This window comes from Pseudomonas sp. H1_D05 (genome assembly GCF_054682705.1).
In genome coordinates this window covers 80,582-98,757 of sequence record NZ_CP162825.1, presented here as the reverse complement: position 1 = coordinate 98,757, position 18,176 = coordinate 80,582, and the positions used below count along the sequence as shown (strand labels likewise).

Sequence of the window (18,176 nt, the reverse complement as noted above, 5' to 3'; positions counted from 1 at the left end):
GCGCTTGTTACAACTGCAAACTCCACCGTTACGTAGCGAAAGCCCCGTAGGACGGCCTCGCGTCCTGGTGAATTGCGTTGGTCAGGGCCGGTTTTTGACCGTGGTTCCTCTGTCCAGGCCGCTTTTGGCGGCGTTCGCGACTATAGCAGCAATGATTAAGTGCTTCAATTCCATAAAAATTGTTATCATCCGCGGCATGACAACTACTGCCCCTTCGACTCCAGGCGTTCAATTGCTTGAAGTCTCGCCGGAGTATGCCGGCCAACGAATCGACAACTTTCTCCTCGCCCGGCTCAAAGGCGTGCCCAAGACCTTGATTTACCGCATTTTGCGTAAAGGCGAAGTGCGCGTGAACAAAGGTCGGATCAAGCCCGAATACAAGCTGCAGGCCGGTGATATCGTGCGCGTGCCGCCGGTTCGCGTGCCTGAACGTGATGAGCCGGTGCCACTAGCCCAAGGCTTGTTGCAGCGCCTGGAAGCCTCGATTGTCTTCGAAGACAAAGCCCTGATCGTGATCAACAAGCCCGCCGGCATTGCGGTTCACGGTGGCAGTGGCTTGAATTTCGGTGTGATCGAAGCCTTTCGTCAGTTGCGTCCCGATGCCAAGGAGTTGGAGCTGGTACACCGTCTCGACCGTGACACCTCCGGCCTGCTGATGATCGCCAAAAAACGCAGCATGCTCCGCCATTTGCACGAGCAATTGCGCGGCGATGGCGTCGACAAACGCTACATGGCGCTGGTGCGCGGCAACTGGGCGACCTCGATCAAGAAAGTCAGCGCGCCATTGCTCAAGAGCAATCTGCGTTCCGGCGAGCGCATGGTTGAAGTCAACGAAGAAGGTAAAGAAGCCCTGACAATGTTCAAGGTGCTGCGCCGTTTCGGTGATTTTGCCACCATGGTCGAGGCTAAACCGGTGACCGGTCGCACCCACCAGATTCGCGTGCATACCTTGCATGCCGGTCATTGCATTGCTGGCGACAGCAAGTATGGCGATGAGGATTTCACCAAGGAAATCCGTGATCTGGGCGGCAAACGTCTGTTCCTGCACGCCTACATGCTGACCGTGCCGCTGCCCGATGGCGGCAAGCTGACCTTGCAGGCGCCGGTCGATGAAATGTGGGCCAAGACCGTGGAGCGATTGAGTGCGCCCATCTGATTACAAACTGCTGATTTTCGATTGGGACGGCACCCTGGCCGATTCCATTCACCGGATTGTCGAAGCCATGCATTCGGCGTCCGGGCGCTCCGGTTTCGAGTTGCGCGACGACTTTGCTGTCAAAGGCATCATCGGTCTGGGCTTGCCCGAAGCGATTCGCACGCTGTATCCCGAGATCAGTGACGCCGAAATGACCGCGTTTCGCGAGTATTACGCCGATCACTACATCGCCGCAGAAGCTGTGCCTTCGCCGTTGTTCGAGGGCGTAGTCGAGTCGATGGCGTCCTTTCGCGAGCAGGGTTATCACCTCGCGGTGGCGACCGGCAAGAATCGTCGCGGACTGGATCGGGTGCTCAAGGCCAATGGCTGGGAAGATTATTTCGATATCACCCGCGCCGCCGATGAAACTGCGAGCAAGCCGCACCCTCTGATGCTGGAGCAGATCCTTGCTCATTGTGGTGTACGCCCGGAGCAGGCGCTGATGGTCGGCGATTCATCCTTCGATCTGCTGATGGCGCGTAATGCGGGGATGGATTCGGTCGCGGTCAGTTATGGCGCGCAATCGATCGAATCGCTGCAACAATTCGAGCCACGTCTGTCGATCGACCGTTTTTCCGAATTGCATGCCTGGCTGGGGAAGCAGGCCTAATACGTTTTTGCTGGGGTGGATGGCATGACCGACGAATGGAAAGCACCGGCCAAGGCAAGTGCCGACGACGGTGACGAAAAAAGCTGGAAGCTGTTGGAAAAGACTCTGCTGGCTGGTGTTCAGGAACAGCGTCGTTCGCGGCGTTGGGGGATTTTCTTCAAGCTGCTGACGTTTGTTTATCTGTTTGTGGCGCTGATCCTGTTCACGCCGCTGATGGACATGGAAAAGAGCGCCACGCGCGGGCCGAACTACACCGCGTTGATCGACGTCACCGGCATGATCGCCGACAAAGAGCCGGCCAGTGCCGACAACATTGTTGGCAGCCTGCGGGCGGCGTTCGAGGACAAGAAGGTCAAAGGCGTGATCCTGCGCATCAACAGTCTTGGCGGCAGTCCGGTGCAATCGGGTTATGTGTATGACGAGATCAAGCGTCTGCGCGGTCTGCATCCGGAGATCAAGCTTTACGCGGTGATTTCCGATCTGGGCGCCTCCGGTGCTTATTACATTGCCAGTGCGGCGGATCAGATCTATGCCGACAAGGCGAGTCTGGTTGGCTCGATTGGTGTGACGGCGGCCGGTTACGGCTTTGTCGGCACCATGGAGAAGCTGGGTGTCGAGCGTCGCACGTACACCTCGGGCGAGCACAAGTCGTTCCTTGACCCGTTCCAGCCGCAGAAGTCTGATGAAACGGCCTTCTGGCAAACGGTGTTGGACACCACGCACAAGCAGTTCATCAATAGCGTCAAGCAGGGGCGTGGCGATCGTCTGAAAGACAAAGAGCATCCGGAGCTGTTCTCCGGGCTGGTCTGGTCGGGTGAGCAAGCGCTGCCGCTGGGCTTGATCGATGGTCTGGGCAATGCCAGTTCGGTGGCGCGTGATGTGATTGGCGAGAAGGAGCTGGTCGACTTCACCGTTCAGGAGTCGCCGTTCGATCGCTTCTCGAAGAAGCTCGGCGCCAGCGTGGCTGAGCAGTTGGCGATGTGGATGGGTTTCCACGGGCCGTCGTTGCGTTAAAAAGTCGCGGCATAAAGAAACCGGCCTTGATGGCCGGTTTTTTGTGGGTCAGGGGATTTGCACGCCTTCAACCAGTAGCATGTCGATCAGGCGAATCAGCGGCAGGCCGATCAGGCTGGTGGCGTCAGGGCCTTCGGTGGATTGAAACAGGCTCACGCCGAGTCCTTCAGCCTTGAAGCTGCCCGCGCAATCGTAGGGCTGCTCCAGTCGCAGGTAGCGCTCAATGCGCGCCTGATCGAGTTGGCGCATGTGCACGGTGAACGGCACACAGTCGACCTGGCATTGGCCGGTCTGGCTGTTAAGCAGAGCCAGGCCGGTGAGGAACGTTACGCTGGCACCGCTGGCGGCCATCAGTTGCTCGCGCGCCTTCTCAAAGGTGTGCGGCTTGCCGATGATCTGCTCGCCGAGCACGGCAACCTGGTCCGAGCCGATAATCAGATGGGCGGAATAGCTGTCAGCCAATGCCCGGGCTTTTTGTTCGGCGAGGCGCTTGACCAGTTCGATCGCCGATTCGCCCGGGCGGTGACTTTCATCGATATCCGGCGAGCTGCAGACGAACGGTAGGTGCAGGCGGGCGAGCAATTCCCGACGATAGGTCGAGCTTGAAGCAAGTAATAAAGGCAGCATTCGCGTCTCCTGAGGCAGGTGCGAATTCTAGCGGAGGCACGCAAGTGACGGACAGGGCACAATTTCCTTTGACATGGGTGGGTGCATCCCTATAATGCTGCGCCTATGTTGAATGACCCGATTCCACCTCACGTTGACCCGCGCAAATTGGCTGACCGTGGCACCACCCTTCAAGGTGAACTGCTGCTGGCCGATTTGAAGAGACTCTGCGACCCGCTTTCCGACGATGTCGGTACGGTGCAGGCGAAATTCGTTTTTGAACGAGATGAACGTAAATCTGTGGTGATCCACAGCTTTATCGACACCGAGGTCAAAATGGTTTGCCAGCGTTGTCTTGAGCTGGTCACCCTGCCGATCCACAGCGAATGCAGTTACGCTGTAGTGAAGGAGGGTGCGAATACCCAGTCGTTACCGAAAGGTTATGACGTGCTGGAACTGGGCGAAGATCCATTGGATCTGCAGTCACTGGTCGAGGAAGAGCTTTTGCTTGCCTTGCCTATTGTGCCTGCTCATCATCCGGAAGAATGCCAGCAGCCGGCGGGAGCAGATGAGCCCGAACCGAGCGAGGACGAGGTAACGCGGTCCAACCCGTTCAGTGTATTGGCGCAGTTAAAGCGTGACCCAAACGTTTAGGAGTTAATCAATTATGGCTGTTCAGCAGAACAAAAAATCCCGCTCTGCCCGTGACATGCGCCGTTCGCACGACGCTCTCGAGGCTAGCACCCTGTCTGTAGAAAAAACCACTGGTGAAGTTCACCTGCGTCACCACGTATCGCCAGAAGGCGTATACCGTGGCCGTAAAGTGATCGACAAGGGCGCTGACGAGTAATCACTTGTCCGCTCAAGTCATCGCGATTGACGCAATGGGCGGGGACTTCGGTCCCCGCAGCATTGTTCAGGCCAGCCTTGCTTGCCTGTCTGCTACGCCCTCGCTGCACCTGACCCTCGTCGGTCAACCCTCCCTTCTTGAAGAATTGATCCACGGCCAATCGGCTGCCGATCGCGCGCGCCTGACGATTGTTGCGGCCAGCGAAGTCATCACCATGGACGAAAAACCGACCCAGGCGTTGCGTGGCAAGCCGGACTCGTCGATGCGTGTCGCCCTTGAGCTGGTGCGTGACGGCAAGGCTCAGGCCTGTGTCAGCGCCGGCAATACCGGTGCGTTGATGGCGCTGTCACGATTCGTGCTGAAGACGCTGCCCGGTATCGATCGGCCGGCAATGGTGGCGGCTATCCCGACGCAGAAGGGTTATTGCCAGTTGCTTGATCTGGGCGCCAACGTCGATTGCAGCGCCGAGCATTTGCTGCAGTTTGCGGTGATGGGTTCTGTTGCGGCGCAAACGCTGGGCATCCATCGCCCGCGCGTCGCGCTGCTGAACATCGGCACCGAAGACATTAAGGGCAATCAGCAGGTCAAGCTGGCTGCGACGCTGTTGCAGGCTGCCCGTGGCATCAATTACATCGGCTTTATCGAAGGCGATGGTTTGTATCGCGGCGAGGCGGATGTTGTGGTGTGCGATGGTTTCGTTGGCAACATCCTGCTCAAGTCCAGCGAAGGTCTGGCGACGATGATTGCTGCGCGTATCGAGGCGCTGTTCAAAAAGAATCTGGCCTCCCGTGCTGTGGGGGCGTTGGCGTTGCCGCTGATGAAACGTTTGCAGGCGGATCTGGCGCCGGCGCGACATAACGGCGCAAGCTTTCTCGGCTTGCAGGGTATCGTGGTGAAAAGCCACGGTTCGGCCGGTGTTCAGGGCTTTCAGAGTGCTATTTCCCGTGCGCTGATCGAGATTCAGGAAAATCTTCCCGAGCGTCTCCATGGCCGTCTGGAGGATTTGTTGTCTTAGGCGTTTTCGTCGGACAATGCTTAAATGTGACCGCCCGGTTCAAAGGGCCATCCAACTGTCAGTTTCTTGCGTCCCCAGTGGGGCGCCATTTTCCGACGACAAGATCATTAGGGGCTTGTTACATGTCTGCTTCCCTCGCATTCGTCTTTCCAGGACAAGGTTCGCAGTCCCTCGGCATGCTGGCCGAGCTGGGCGCGGAATATCCGTTGATCCTCGAAACTTTCAAAGAAGCCTCTGAGGCTCTGGGCTATGACCTGTGGGCGCTGACCCAGCAGGGCCCGGAAGAGCTGCTCAATCAAACCGATAAAACCCAACCGGCCATTCTGACCGCTTCGATCGCCCTGTGGCGTCTGTGGCTGGCTGAAGGTGGTGCGCGTCCGGCTTTTGTTGCCGGTCACAGTCTGGGTGAATACAGTGCGCTGGTTGCTGCCGGCAGCCTGACACTGGCTGATGCGGTGAAGCTCGTCGAGCGTCGCGGTCAGTTGATGCAGGAAGCTGTTCCGGCCGGGCAGGGCGGCATGGCTGCCATCCTCGGTCTGGAAGATGCCGATGTGCTGGCTGCCTGCGCCGAAGCGGCGCAAGGTGAAGTGGTCAGCGCGGTCAACTTCAACTCGCCGGGCCAAGTGGTCATTGCCGGAGCCAAGGCTGCCGTCGAGCGCGCCATCGAAGGCTGCAAGGCGCGTGGCGCCAAGCGTGCCATGCCGCTGCCGGTGAGCGTGCCGTCGCACTGCGAGCTGATGCGTCCGGCCGCCGAGCGCTTTGCCGAATCCATCGCCGCCATCGACTGGCAGGCGCCGCAGATCCCGGTGGTACAGAACGTCAGCGCGCAAGTGCCGGCTGATCTGGAAACCCTCAAGCGTGATCTGCTCGAACAACTGTACAAGCCCGTGCGCTGGGTCGAGTCGGTACAGACCCTGGCCGCCAAAGGCGCGACCAATCTGGTCGAATGCGGCCCGGGCAAAGTCCTGGCCGGCCTGAACAAGCGTTGCGCCGAAGGCGTGGCGACTTCCAACCTCAATACCCCAGACGCTTTCGCTGCCGCTCGTGCAGCGCAAGCCTGAATCAGGAGAAACTTGCATGAGTCTGCAAGGTAAAGTTGCACTGGTCACCGGTGCAAGCCGCGGCATCGGCCAGGCTATCGCGCTGGAACTGGGTCGTCAGGGCGCCATCGTCATTGGCACCGCGACTTCCGCTTCGGGTGCCGAGCGTATCGCTGCGACCCTGAAGGAAAACGGTATTCAGGGCGCTGGCTTCGAACTCAATGTCACCAGCGATGAATCTGTCAGTGCAGTGCTGGCGGGTATTCAGGAACAGTTCGGTGCGCCGGTGGCAATCCTGGTCAATAATGCCGGCATCACCCGCGATAACCTGATGATGCGCATGAAAGACGACGAGTGGTACGACGTGATCGATACCAACCTGAACAGTCTGTATCGCCTGTCCAAGGGCGTTCTGCGCGGCATGACCAAGGCTCGCTGGGGTCGAATTATCAGTATTGGCTCGGTGGTGGGTGCCATGGGCAACGCTGGCCAAGTAAACTATGCAGCCGCCAAGGCCGGTCTGGAAGGTTTCAGCCGTGCGATGGCGCGTGAAGTCGGTTCGCGTTCGATTACGGTCAACTCGGTAACCCCAGGGTTTATCGACACCGATATGACGCGCGAACTGCCTGAAGCACAGCGTGAAGCCTTGCAGACGCAGATTCCGCTGGGTCGTCTGGGGCAAGCTCAAGAGATCGCGTCTGTGGTCGCTTTTCTTGCATCCGACGGTGCGGCATACGTCACTGGGGCTACAATCCCGGTGAACGGTGGGATGTACATGTAAGTAAAATGTGACGGATTGCTTCAAAAAAATGTCATACGAGCTGTCTAAAATCCGTTATAAAGCTGCAATCTATTTATAGGCAGAGGGCTGCAGGGTTTGAGGAGTGAAGCTTTCAGTTGAAAAACTGAAAAGTCTTTCTATACACTTACCCACTGGCCAGCTGCCTGAATTTGTCCATTAGGAGTGAAAACAAGGTATGAGCACCATCGAAGAGCGCGTCAAGAAAATCGTTGCCGAGCAACTGGGTGTTAAAGAAGAAGAAGTGGTCAACACTGCTTCCTTCGTAGAAGACCTGGGTGCCGACTCCCTTGACACCGTTGAGCTGGTGATGGCTCTGGAAGAGGAATTCGAGACCGAAATCCCTGACGAAGAAGCTGAAAAGATCACTACTGTACAAGCTGCAATCGACTACGTTACTAGCCACCAGGCGTAATAGTTTGTAATCGTTGTTTGCTGTCATGGAAAAACCGCACTGCCATCATGGCGTGCGGTTTTTTCTTTAGGCCTGATGCAAAATCGTCATTTGAAAAAGGAGAGTGCTGTGTCGCGTAGACGCGTCGTAGTCACCGGTATGGGTATGTTGTCGCCACTGGGCACGGATGTGCCGAGCAGTTGGCAGGGCATTCTGGCTGGCCGCAGTGGCATTGGTCTGATCGAACACACCGACCTTTCTGCCTATTCCACCCGCTTTGGCGGCTCGGTAAAGGGCTTCAATGTCGAGGAATACCTGTCGGTCAAGGAAGCGCGCAAGCTCGACCTGTTCATTCAGTACGGTCTCGCTGCCGGCTTTCAGGCTGTACGCAACGCTGGTCTGGAAGTCACCGACGCCAACCGTGAACGCATTGGCGTGGCCATGGGTTCGGGAATCGGCGGTCTGACCAACATCGAAGAAACCAGCCGTACCCTGCATGAGACGGGCCCGCGTCGAATCTCGCCATTCTTCGTACCTGGCTCGATCATCAATATGATTTCCGGTTTCCTGTCCATCCACCTGGGGGCACAGGGACCTAACTACGCCATCGCCACTGCATGTACCACCGGTACGCACTGCATCGGCATGGCGGCGCGCAACATCATGTACGACGAAGCCGACGTGATGATTGCCGGCGGTGCCGAAATGGCCGCATGCGGTCTGGGCATGGGTGGCTTCGGCGCGTCCCGTGCGCTGTCGACCCGCAATGACGAACCGACCCGCGCCAGCCGTCCATGGGACAAGGGCCGTGATGGTTTCGTCCTGTCCGACGGTGCCGGTGCACTGGTTCTCGAAGAGCTGGAACACGCCAAGGCGCGCGGCGCGACCATCTATGCCGAACTCATCGGCTTTGGCACCAGTGGCGACGCGTTCCACATGACCTCGCCACCTGCCGATGGCGCCGGTGCAGCACGCTGCATCACCAACGCGCTGCGTGATGCGAAGATCAACGCCGATCAAGTGCAATACATCAACGCTCACGGTACTTCGACTTCGGCCGGCGACCTCGCCGAAGCCAATGCGATCAAGACCGTGTTCGGTGATCACGCCTACAAACTGGCAGTGAGCTCGACCAAATCGATGACCGGTCACCTGTTAGGTGCGGCGGGCGCGGTTGAAGCGATCTTCAGCGTTCTTGCGATCAACAGCCAAGTGGCACCACCGACCATCAACCTCGATGAGCCGGATGAAGGCTGCGATCTCGATTTCGTGCCGCACACTGCGCGCAACATGGACATCGATGTCGTGCTGTCCAACTCCTTCGGTTTTGGCGGCACCAACGGCACCTTGGCGTTCCGTCGGTTCGCAGGCTGATGGACAGCTGGGTCGACGGTCAACCGGCTGACGCTCTGTCGCTGAAAGATCGCGGCCTGGCTTACGGCGACGGTCTGTTCGAGACCATCGCCGTGCGTGATGGACAGCCGATCCTGCTGGATCGGCACCTGACGCGTCTGGCCGATGGTTGTTCGCGTCTGGCCATCGCCGCCGATATCGAACGGGTTCGCCACGAGCTGCTGAGTTATGCGGCAGCGATGGGCGAGGGTGTACTCAAGCTGATCCTCACCCGTGGCGACGGTCTGCGCGGTTACGCACCTGATCCGGCGGCGCCTGGCCGACGTATTCTGCAAGGCAATCCTCCGGCAGCTTATCCCGCTGTGCATGCTGAACAAGGCATTCGTCTGTTTCCGTGTAACACGCGACTCTCCATACAGCCTTTACTGGCTGGACTCAAACACCTCAATCGACTGGAACAAGTCATCGCCCGTGCCGAATGGCAGGACAGCGAGCACGCCGAAGGCTTGATGCTTGATCAGGCCGGTCGAGTGATCGAAGGGGTGTTCAGTAATGTGTTTCTGGTGCGCGACGGTGTATTGATCACGCCGGATTTGAAACGCTGCGGCGTTGCCGGTGTGATGCGCGCCGAAATATTGTTTCAGGCCGAGTCACTGGCCATTCCCACGCAGATCGCCGACATCAGCCTCGAACAGCTGCAATGGGCCGATGAAGTGTTTGTCTGCAACAGCGTGTATGGCGTCTGGCCGGTACGCGCCTACGCTGCACTGAGCTGGCCGGTTGGCCCGCTCACCCGTAAACTGCAAACCATTGCCCGCGCCCTACTGGATGCCTGATTTGTGAGACGTAAACTTTTGCTGCTGCTGGAAACCGGACTGGTTCTGGCAGGGCTGTTGATGGGCGCCAGCGCCTGGAAGATTCACTCCGCGCTGGAACAGCCTCTGAACATCACGCAGGAAGAACTGCTGGATGTGCCGAAAGGCTCCACTCCGACCCGTACGTTCCTTTCCCTCGAAACCGATGGCGTCATCAAGGACGCATTCTGGTTGCGAGTCTATTGGCGCTTCAATCTCGCCGGTACACCGATCCATAGCGGCGAATACCGTATGCAGCCGGGCATGACCGTCAACGGTCTGATCGACTTGTGGAAGCGCGGTGAAGTGGTCCAGTACAGCCTGACGCTGGTCGAGGGCTGGAATTTTCATCAAGTGCGCGCGGCGTTGGCCAAAGACGACAAGGTCGAGCAAACCCTCAACGGTTTGAGCGACAGCGACGTCATGGCGAAGATTGGTCATAAAGGGCTGTTCCCGGAGGGCCGTTTCTTCCCGGACACTTACCGCTTTGTGCGCGGCATGTCCGATGCCGAGTTGCTCAAGAAAGCGTTTGATCGCCTCGACGAAGTGCTGGCGAAAGAGTGGGAAAGTCGTTCTGCCGATGTGCCGTATACCGAACCCTATCAAGCGCTGATCATGGCGTCGCTGGTCGAAAAGGAAACCGGTGTACCGCAGGAGCGTGGGCAGATTGCCGGTGTCTTCGTGCGTCGCATGGCCCTGGGCATGCAACTGCAAACTGACCCGACCGTCATCTATGGTCTGGGCGATCGCTACACCGGCAAGCTGACTCGGGCGCATTTGAAAGAGCCGACGCCTTACAACACCTACGTAATTCCCGGCCTGCCACCGACACCGATTGCGATGGTCGGGCGTGAAGCGATTCACGCGGCACTGAATCCTGTGGACGGCACCAGCCTGTACTTCGTTGCACGTGGCGATGGCAGCCATGTGTTCTCTGACGATCTGGATGCGCACAATAACGCGGTGCGTGAGTACCAGCTCAAGCGCCGTGCCGATTACCGTTCCAGCCCGGCGCCGGCGATAACCCCTGAAGCCGCTCCGGCTGCCGAGGAGGCGATTCCTGCCGCCTCTCCGGATACCGCCCCGGAAGCGTTGCCGCAAGTTACGCCTCAGGAGCCTGCGCCGGCTCCAGAAGCCGCCGCCCCACAAAACACGCAATGACTTTGATTAAGGACTGCCTGTGACTGGCTTGTTTATTACCCTGGAAGGCCCGGAAGGCGCCGGCAAAAGCACTAACCGCGAATACCTTGCCGAGCGCCTGCGCGCCGCCGGTATCGAAGTGGTGCTGACCCGCGAGCCGGGTGGCACGCCATTGGCCGAGCGGATTCGCGACGTGCTGCTGGCGCCGGCCGACGAGGTCATGAACCCGGACGCCGAGTTGTTGCTGGTATTCGCCGCGCGCGCTCAGCACCTGGCTGAAGTGATTCGACCGGCGCTGGCCCGGGGGGCGGTAGTGCTGTGTGATCGTTTCACCGACTCGACTTACGCCTATCAGGGCGGCGGTCGCGGTTTGTCGCTGGAGCGCATCGCCACACTGGAAACTTTCGTGCAGGGCGACCTGCGTCCGGATCTGACGCTGATTTTCGATCTGCCGGTAGAAATCGGCCTGGCCCGCGCCAGTGCCCGTGGCCGTCTGGATCGTTTCGAACTGGAAGGCCGGGCGTTTTTCGAGGCTGTACGCAATGCGTTTCTGAAGCGCGCCGAAGCCGATCCCGCGCGCTATGTGCGCATCGATGCCGGTCAGCCACTGGCCAAGGTTCAACAATCGCTGGATACCCTGATTCCGAATTTGCTGGAGCTGGCCCGTGGCTGAGGCCTATCCATGGCAGGACAGCCTCTGGCAGCAACTGGCCGGGCGTAAACAGCACGCCCACGCCTATCTGCTGCATGGCCCGGCCGGCATCGGCAAACGTGCGCTGGCCGAACGCTTGATGGCCAGCCTGTTGTGCCAGCGGCCGACGCCGGAAGCCTGCGGCGAGTGCAAATCCTGCCTGCTGCTCAAGGCCGGCAGTCACCCCGATAATTACATTCTCGAACCGGAAGAAGCCGATAAGGCGATCAAGGTCGATCAGGTCCGCGATCTGGTCAGCTTCGTGGTGCAGACCGCGCAACTGGGCGGGCGCAAAGTGGTGCTGATCGAGCCGGTCGAGTCGATGAACATCAATGCCGCCAACGCCTTGCTCAAGAGCCTTGAAGAGCCTTCCGGCGATACCGTTCTGCTGTTGGTCAGCCACCAGACCAGTCGCTTGCTGCCAACGATCAAGAGCCGTTGCGTGCAGCAGGCCTGTCCGCTGCCGGGCGAGGCGATGAGCCTGCAATGGCTGGCTCAGGCGCTGCCGGACTGCTCCGAAGACGAACGTGTCGAACTGCTGACGCTGGCCGCCGGCTCACCGTTGATGGCGGTCAGTCTGCAGTCTCAGGGCGTGCGCGAGCAGCGCGCGCAAGTGGTCGAAGGCGTGAAGAAGTTGCTCAAGCAGCAGCAATCGCCGACGCAATTGGCCGAAGAGTGGAAAAGCATTCCGATGCTGCGCCTGTTCGACTGGTTCTGCGATTGGTCGAGTCTGATCCTGCGGTATCAATTGACCCAGGATGAAGCGGGTCTCGGTCTGACCGACATGCGCAAAGTCGTGCAATACCTGGCGCAGAAAAGTGCGCAAGGCAAAGTCCTCGAGATTCAGGACTGGATTCTCGCCCAGCGGCAGAAAGTCATGAGCAAAGCCAACCTCAATCCGGCCTTGCTGCTGGAAGCGTTGTTGGTGCAATGGGCGGGATTGCCTGGTCAAAGATAAGAATGTGTACCTAGACTCTGAGCATCAGCAGTGGAGGTCAACATGAATGAATCCGTCAGCCCTGGGCCGCGCAACGGCATTTTGTCCCTGAACATCAAGGACAAGTCGGTGCTCTACGCCGCTTATATGCCGTTTATCAAGAACGGTGGCTTGTTCATCCCGACCAACAAGAGTTACCGCTTGGGCGATGAGGTGTTCATGCTGCTCAACCTGATGGACGAGGCCGAGAAGATCCCGGTGGCCGGCAAGGTCGCGTGGATCACCCCCAAAGGGGCGCAAGGCAATCGCGCTGCCGGTGTTGGCGTACAGTTCAACGATGGCGACAACACGGCGCGCAGTCGCATCGAAACCCATCTGGCCGGAGCGCTTAAATCCGACCGTCCCACTCATACGATGTAAGTAGCCGTCTTTTTATGCTTGTAGATTCCCATTGTCACCTTGATCGCCTCGACCTCGCCGCCCATGACGGCTCGCTGGATGCTGCACTGGATGCGGCCCGTGAGCGCGGAGTAGGGCACTTCTTGTGCATCGGCGTGAGTGCCGATAACGCCGCCGACGTCAAAGCCCTGGCTGAGCGTTATGACGATGTCGATTGTTCGGTCGGCGTGCATCCGCTCGATGTACAACCCGGTGCGGCGCCAGCGCTGGACTGGCTGTTGCACGAACTCAATCACCCGAAAGTCGTGGCGATCGGTGAGACCGGCCTCGATTATCACTATGAGCCGGAAGCCGCCGAACTGCAGCAGGAGTCATTTCGTCTGCACCTGCAAGCAGCGCAGCAGACCGGCAAACCGGTGATCATCCACACCCGTGGCGCGCGTGCCGATACCCTTGAATTGCTGCGCGAAGCGGCGTTGCCTCAGGCCGGTGTGCTGCATTGCTTCACCGAAGACTGGGGCATGGCCAAGGCTGCACTGGACATGGGTTATTACATTTCCCTGTCGGGTATTGTCACGTTCCGCAATGCTGATGCGTTGCGCGACGTCGCGAGCAAGGTCCCGGCGGATCGCTTGCTGGTGGAAACCGATTCACCGTATCTGGCACCGATCCCTTATCGCGGCAAGCCGAACCTGCCGCAGTACGTGCGCGAAGTGGCGGAGTTTCTGGCGATGCTGCGTGGGGAAAACTTCGAGCGTTTCGCCGAGCAGACAACCGAGAACTTCAAGCGTCTGTTCCCGCTGGCCAGTGTTAAATCTGCCCTGTAGGCCTTAGCCAAATCGCAGGCAAAAAAAACCCGGGTTCTGGGGGGTGAATCCGGGTTAAGACCATTAGGAGTAAAACAAAGGCACGCGGTCCCTTGGTACCTTTACCGGCACGACACTTGGGGGAGATGTCGCCCGACAGTTCAAGTATTGATCAGTCTGGCGTGCAGTCCAGTTAGCCGGTCGGGGTTTTTAAACAAATTTGGAATACGTTCGCTTCAGTTGAGTTCTCATTGCGCCCAAAACGTTCTCAAAATGAACATGAAACACAGATATGGTCGGATGATCCGTGCATTTTTGCGCAAGTTAGGCATAATACGCGGCTTCGAATTTTGACCCTTCAGACCTTTTCTTATGCACAAAGAACCTCGTAAGGTCCGTGAGTTTCGTCGCCGCGAGCAAGAAATTCTCGATACCGCGCTCAAGCTGTTCCTCGACCAAGGTGAAGACAGTGTCACCGTCGAGATGATTGCTGATGCCGTGGGTATCGGCAAAGGCACGATCTACAAGCACTTCAAATCCAAGGCCGAGATCTATCTGCGCCTCATGCTCGATTACGAGCGTGATTTGAACGAGCTGCTGCATTCGGCCGATGTCGACAAGGACAAGGAAGCGCTGTCCCGCGCCTACTTCGAATTCCGCATGCGCGACCCGCAGCGTTATCGCCTGTTCGACCGTCTCGAAGAGAAGGTCGTCAAAGGCAATCAGGTGCCGGAAATGGTCGAGGAGTTGCACAAGATCCGTGCCTCGAACTTCGAACGCCTGACCCTGTTGATCAAGGGCCGCATCAGCGAAGGCAAGCTCGAAGACGTGCCGCCATACTTCCACTACTGCGCGTCCTGGGCGCTGGTGCACGGCGCTGTTGCGCTGTATCACTCGCCGTTCTGGAGCAATGTGCTGGAAGATCAGGAAGGTTTCTTCCAATTCCTGATGGATATTGGCGTGCGCATGGGCAACAAACGCAAGCGTGACCCGGAAACGCCAAGCAGCTGAGCCATTCAGCCGCCTTATTGCGCCATGATTTCGCTACATGACGCAGTAACGCAGGAATATACTCAGGCATAGGGCTTGCTAAAACTTGATTTGTGAGTCAAGTTTTAGCGGCTCGATTTTCTATCGCCGGAGTGATCATGATCGTTGACCGTCAAGGCAGGCGTTTTCGCAATTTGCGGATCAGTCTGACTTCAGCCTGCAATTACGCGTGTACCTACTGCGTGCCGAACGGCAAGCGGTTGGTGGCTGCGCAGGATGAACTGTCGGCCGAAGCCATGGCGCGTGGCGTGGCGTATCTGATCGAGGCCGCCGGCATCGAGCGGCTGCGAATTACCGGTGGCGAGCCGCTGGTCAGCCCCAAACTCGAAACGTTCATGACCGCTGTCGGCAAGATGGGCCTTGAAGACATCAGCCTGACCACCAATGGTCAACTCCTCGCAAAAAAACTGCCACTGCTGGTGGATGCCGGTCTGCGCCGGATCAACGTGTCCCTCGATACCCTCGACGCCGGTGCTTTCCGCAGCATCGCCCGTGGCGGCGATCTGGCCACCGTGCTTGACGGCATGGATCAAGCGGCAGCGGCGGGGATGAAGATCAAGGTCAACATGGTGCCGTTGCGTGGGCAGAACCTCGACCAGGTGATGCCGCTGCTGGATTACTGCCTCGAACGCGGATATGAGCTGCGTTTTATCGAGCTGATGCGCATGGGCCATCTGGCCAAGGACTCCAATGCGTTCCTGCAACAGTTCGTCAGCCTGCAGCAATTGCTGCAGCTGATTGGCGAACGTTACGAGTACGCGCAAACCGACGCGCCAGTGGACGCTACGGCGGTGCGCTATGCGATTCCTGGCCTGGGCAACTTTGGCGTGATCGCCAACGAAAGCGTGCCGTTCTGCCGGACCTGCTCGCGCTTGCGCCTGTCGTCGACCGGTTGGCTACATGGTTGCCTGTCGTCGAGCAACCGTCACTATGTCGGCGATTTGCTCGACAAGCCGCGTCATCAGGCCTTGCCAGCGCTCCAGCGTTTGCTGGTCAAAGCGTTGGGCGACAAGCAGGAGGTGGCGTTCTCAGGTGGCGCGACAGTGATGAAAATTATCGGCGGCTGATCAACCGCTTTCGCGAGCAGGCTCGCTCCCACCTTGGAATGTATTCCCCCTGTGGGAGCGAGCCTGCTCGCGAATACGATTTAACCATCAACAAATTTCTTGAGCTGGCGCAAAAGCTGCATCCTACGGCCATTCGCCGGTTTTCCGTCACCGGCCTCTGGAGGAATAGGATGCGTAGCCTGGTTTTGCTGCTGGCCGTTTTGGCGCTTGGCGGCTGTATGACTGTCAGCGATATGGCCGAAGGCACTCGCTACCAGATGAGCGACGCGGGCTTGCTGGATCATAGCGACAGCCGTCGCGTGAACAACTTCCGCATTCAGCCGGACTCGTTCATCTACATTGCCCAAGGCGCGTTCGCACCGCCGGGCGGTTCCTACCCGCGCCCGAACGTGGTGGCCGAAGAAGCCTTCAAAGGCTTCGTCGAGTACTTCCCGATGGTCCGCCGTGCTCGCGCGCCGGAAGGCCTGGACCAGGCGATGGGCGAAGCTCGCGATGTTGGTGCGCACTATCTGCTGTACACGCGTTTCGCCAAGGCTGACGATCGCATCGGCAACTCCGATGAGTGGCTCGATGAAGAAGCGGTTGATCGCCTCGGCATCGACGGCGGTGTGATTCAGATCATGTTGATCGAGACCAGCACCCAGTATTTGATTGATACTGCACGGATCAAGAGTCGTGGCGGTTTACTGACGTTCCACGACAGCAAGCCCGAAGACCTGATCGGCCCGCCACTGGCCCAGTACGCGCGCAGCCTGTTGGGAGTCGGCGACCAATAATTCAAGGAGAACGCCATGAGTGGCCCGCAAAAAGCCAATGACCTGTTGGGACAGATCCCGAAAACCAAAGGCTTGCCGCCGGTGCACTTGTGGAATCCGGACTTCTGCGGCGACATCGACATGCGCATCGCCCGCGACGGCACCTGGTATTACCTGGGCACGCCGATCGGGCGCAAGCCGATGGTCAAATTGTTCTCCACGATCATGCGCCGCGACGGCGATGATTATTTCCTGATTACCCCGGTCGAGAAGGTCGGGATCAAGGTCGACGATGCGCCGTTTGTGGCTATTGCGGTTGAGGTTGAAGGCGAGGGGGAGGCGCAGCTGTTGCGCTTTACCACCAACGTTGAGGAAACCGCCGAGGCCGGGCCGGCGCATCCGATCCGGGTTGAGATTGATCCCACGACCCAAGAACCAGCGCCTTACGTGCATGTGCGCACCAACCTTGAAGCGCTGATCCACCGCAATGTGTTCTATCAACTGGTGGAACTGGCGGTCAGTCGCGAAATCGACGGCCAGCGCTGGCTCGGTGTGTGGAGTGGCGGCGAGTTCTTCCGCATCGGCCTGGAACCCTGAGCAATACAAATCCCGAACTGTGGGAGCGAGCCTGCTCGCGAAAGCGGTGTATCAGTCAGCCTGAGTATTGACTGACCTACCGCTTTCGCGAGCACGCTCGCTCCCACATTTGGTTTTGTGGGTTGCCTGAAAAATCCTGATTGACTGTTAATCATATGATGATTAGCGTGTTCACCTATCGCGACCTGCTTTGAGGTGTTCATGTCCAGCAGCTTTCATTCGTCGACCGTTGACTGGCTTGGCAGCTGGATTGCCGCTGGCCAGGTCAAGCCGGGGCAGACCATCAAGGTTGAGGCCGATCTGGGTGAACAACTCGGCGTCAGTCGTACGGTTATTCGCGAAGCAATCAAGACCCTCGTTGCCAAAGGCATGCTCGAAGTCGGGCCGAAAGTCGGCACCCGCGTGCTGCCGGTGCGGCGCTGGAACCTGTTCGATCCGCAAGTGGTCGGTTGGCTGTCGCGCAACGGCCTGCCGGAAAATTTCGTCGATGACTTGCTCGACCTGCGCCGTACCATCGAACCGATGGCCGTGCGCTGGGCGTGTGAGCGGGCGACGCTGGACCAGATCGAAGCGGTGCAACTGGCTTACAACGCCCTCGAGCGCGCGGTCGACAGCGGCACCGATTACAACCGCGCCGACCAGTTCTTCCACGAATGCATCCTCGCGGCCAGCCACAATCAATTCATTGAACAAATGGTTCCGGCCCTCGGCGCGTTGCTGGCGGTGTCGTTCGAAGTGTCTGCTGCCGATCCGGATGAACTGCGCCGCACCTTGCCGATCCACAAGGACATGGCCGACGCCATCGCCGCCCGGGATTCCGCGCGGGGCGTGTGGGCGTGCATGACCCTGATCGACAATGCGGACCTGGCGATCAAACGCTTCTACCCGAAAGTCATGGCCGACAAAAAAGCTGGCTAACACCCAGATCCCCTGTAGGAGTGAGCCTGCTCGCGATAGCGGTATATCAGCCGCATTGAAGTCAACTGACACTGCGCCATCGCGAG

General features: G+C 58.7%; 22 protein-coding genes. 21 read left to right on the top strand and 1 reads right to left on the bottom strand.

What is annotated here, in order from left to right; genetic code table 11:
* The first annotated feature begins 196 nt into the window (after positions 1-196).
* The 3 genes from rluC to AB4O11_RS00480 are packed head-to-tail and all read left to right on the top strand — an operon-like array spanning position 197 to position 2,819.
* On the top strand, positions 197-1,156 hold the full coding sequence (rluC, locus tag AB4O11_RS00490) for a 23S rRNA pseudouridine(955/2504/2580) synthase RluC (protein WP_038364486.1): 960 nt from the start codon (positions 197-199) through the stop codon (positions 1,154-1,156).
* On the top strand, positions 1,143-1,805 hold the full coding sequence (locus AB4O11_RS00485; protein WP_099756910.1) for an HAD-IA family hydrolase: 663 nt from the start codon (positions 1,143-1,145) through the stop codon (positions 1,803-1,805). Before rluC ends, AB4O11_RS00485 begins: the two co-directional genes overlap by 14 nt.
* Positions 1,806-1,829: 24 nt before the next feature.
* The gene (locus AB4O11_RS00480; protein ID WP_460129792.1) at positions 1,830-2,819 is read left to right on the top strand and encodes a S49 family peptidase; all 990 of its coding nucleotides are present in this window, start codon (positions 1,830-1,832) and stop codon (positions 2,817-2,819) included.
* A 48-nt stretch (positions 2,820-2,867) separates the two neighbouring features.
* Here the strand turns inward: AB4O11_RS00480 and AB4O11_RS00475 are convergent, their stop codons facing one another.
* Positions 2,868-3,446 (bottom strand): Maf family protein, encoded by a 579-nt coding sequence (locus AB4O11_RS00475; protein ID WP_460129791.1) that lies wholly within the window; start codon positions 3,444-3,446, stop codon positions 2,868-2,870.
* 105 nt (positions 3,447-3,551) lie between these two features.
* On the opposite strand from AB4O11_RS00475, the gene AB4O11_RS00470 reads away from it, so the two are divergent.
* From AB4O11_RS00470 to AB4O11_RS00385, 18 genes are all read left to right on the top strand, one after another.
* Positions 3,552-4,079 (top strand): YceD family protein, encoded by a 528-nt coding sequence (locus AB4O11_RS00470; RefSeq protein WP_038364482.1) that lies wholly within the window; start codon positions 3,552-3,554, stop codon positions 4,077-4,079.
* Between the two features lie 13 nt (positions 4,080-4,092).
* The gene (rpmF, locus tag AB4O11_RS00465) at positions 4,093-4,275 is read left to right on the top strand and encodes a 50S ribosomal protein L32 (RefSeq protein ID WP_003179396.1); all 183 of its coding nucleotides are present in this window, start codon (positions 4,093-4,095) and stop codon (positions 4,273-4,275) included.
* Between the two features lie 4 nt (positions 4,276-4,279).
* Complete coding sequence (plsX, locus tag AB4O11_RS00460) at positions 4,280-5,290, top strand: phosphate acyltransferase PlsX (RefSeq protein WP_093435433.1); 1,011 nt, start codon at positions 4,280-4,282, stop codon at positions 5,288-5,290.
* Between the two features lie 122 nt (positions 5,291-5,412).
* Entirely contained in the window at positions 5,413-6,351 is a 939-nt protein-coding gene (gene fabD, locus AB4O11_RS00455; protein WP_034155355.1) for an ACP S-malonyltransferase, read from the top strand.
* 16 nt (positions 6,352-6,367) lie between these two features.
* Positions 6,368-7,111, top strand: coding sequence for a 3-oxoacyl-ACP reductase FabG (fabG, locus tag AB4O11_RS00450; protein ID WP_034155354.1), 744 nt, complete (start codon positions 6,368-6,370; stop codon positions 7,109-7,111).
* A gap of 196 nt (positions 7,112-7,307) precedes the next feature.
* Complete coding sequence (acpP, locus tag AB4O11_RS00445; RefSeq protein ID WP_003175607.1) at positions 7,308-7,544, top strand: acyl carrier protein; 237 nt, start codon at positions 7,308-7,310, stop codon at positions 7,542-7,544.
* Between the two features lie 108 nt (positions 7,545-7,652).
* The gene (gene fabF, locus AB4O11_RS00440) at positions 7,653-8,897 is read left to right on the top strand and encodes a beta-ketoacyl-ACP synthase II (RefSeq protein WP_093435430.1); all 1,245 of its coding nucleotides are present in this window, start codon (positions 7,653-7,655) and stop codon (positions 8,895-8,897) included.
* Positions 8,897-9,712, top strand: coding sequence for an aminodeoxychorismate lyase (gene pabC, locus AB4O11_RS00435; protein ID WP_099756907.1), 816 nt, complete (start codon positions 8,897-8,899; stop codon positions 9,710-9,712). Before fabF ends, pabC begins: the two co-directional genes overlap by 1 nt.
* Before the next feature lie 3 nt (positions 9,713-9,715).
* Positions 9,716-10,891 carry an endolytic transglycosylase MltG gene (mltG, locus tag AB4O11_RS00430; protein ID WP_116256275.1) on the top strand — a complete coding sequence of 392 codons (1,176 nt, stop codon included), beginning with the start codon at positions 9,716-9,718 and terminating at the stop codon, positions 10,889-10,891.
* 19 nt (positions 10,892-10,910) lie between these two features.
* A complete protein-coding gene (gene tmk, locus AB4O11_RS00425; protein WP_095048609.1) occupies positions 10,911-11,543 on the top strand; it encodes a dTMP kinase in 633 nt (210 codons plus the stop codon).
* The gene (locus AB4O11_RS00420; protein WP_095048608.1) at positions 11,536-12,519 is read left to right on the top strand and encodes a DNA polymerase III subunit delta'; all 984 of its coding nucleotides are present in this window, start codon (positions 11,536-11,538) and stop codon (positions 12,517-12,519) included. Before tmk ends, AB4O11_RS00420 begins: the two co-directional genes overlap by 8 nt.
* Positions 12,520-12,561: 42 nt before the next feature.
* Positions 12,562-12,918 (top strand): PilZ domain-containing protein, encoded by a 357-nt coding sequence (locus AB4O11_RS00415; protein ID WP_093435417.1) that lies wholly within the window; start codon positions 12,562-12,564, stop codon positions 12,916-12,918.
* Between the two features lie 14 nt (positions 12,919-12,932).
* Positions 12,933-13,724: a TatD family hydrolase gene (locus AB4O11_RS00410; protein ID WP_460129788.1), complete on the top strand. Its 792-nt coding sequence runs from the start codon at positions 12,933-12,935 to the stop codon at positions 13,722-13,724.
* A 351-nt stretch (positions 13,725-14,075) separates the two neighbouring features.
* Positions 14,076-14,714 (top strand): TetR/AcrR family transcriptional regulator, encoded by a 639-nt coding sequence (locus tag AB4O11_RS00405; RefSeq protein ID WP_007908276.1) that lies wholly within the window; start codon positions 14,076-14,078, stop codon positions 14,712-14,714.
* A gap of 137 nt (positions 14,715-14,851) precedes the next feature.
* A complete protein-coding gene (locus tag AB4O11_RS00400; RefSeq protein ID WP_186620467.1) occupies positions 14,852-15,820 on the top strand; it encodes a GTP 3',8-cyclase MoaA in 969 nt (322 codons plus the stop codon).
* 170 nt (positions 15,821-15,990) lie between these two features.
* Positions 15,991-16,596 (top strand): DUF4823 domain-containing protein, encoded by a 606-nt coding sequence (locus AB4O11_RS00395; protein WP_186620469.1) that lies wholly within the window; start codon positions 15,991-15,993, stop codon positions 16,594-16,596.
* Between the two features lie 15 nt (positions 16,597-16,611).
* Positions 16,612-17,172 carry a DUF1285 domain-containing protein gene (locus AB4O11_RS00390; protein ID WP_186620474.1) on the top strand — a complete coding sequence of 187 codons (561 nt, stop codon included), beginning with the start codon at positions 16,612-16,614 and terminating at the stop codon, positions 17,170-17,172.
* A gap of 201 nt (positions 17,173-17,373) precedes the next feature.
* Positions 17,374-18,090, top strand: a complete 717-nt coding sequence (locus AB4O11_RS00385) for a FadR/GntR family transcriptional regulator (protein WP_093435405.1) — start codon at positions 17,374-17,376, stop codon at positions 18,088-18,090.
* Positions 18,091-18,176: the final 86 nt, after the last annotated feature.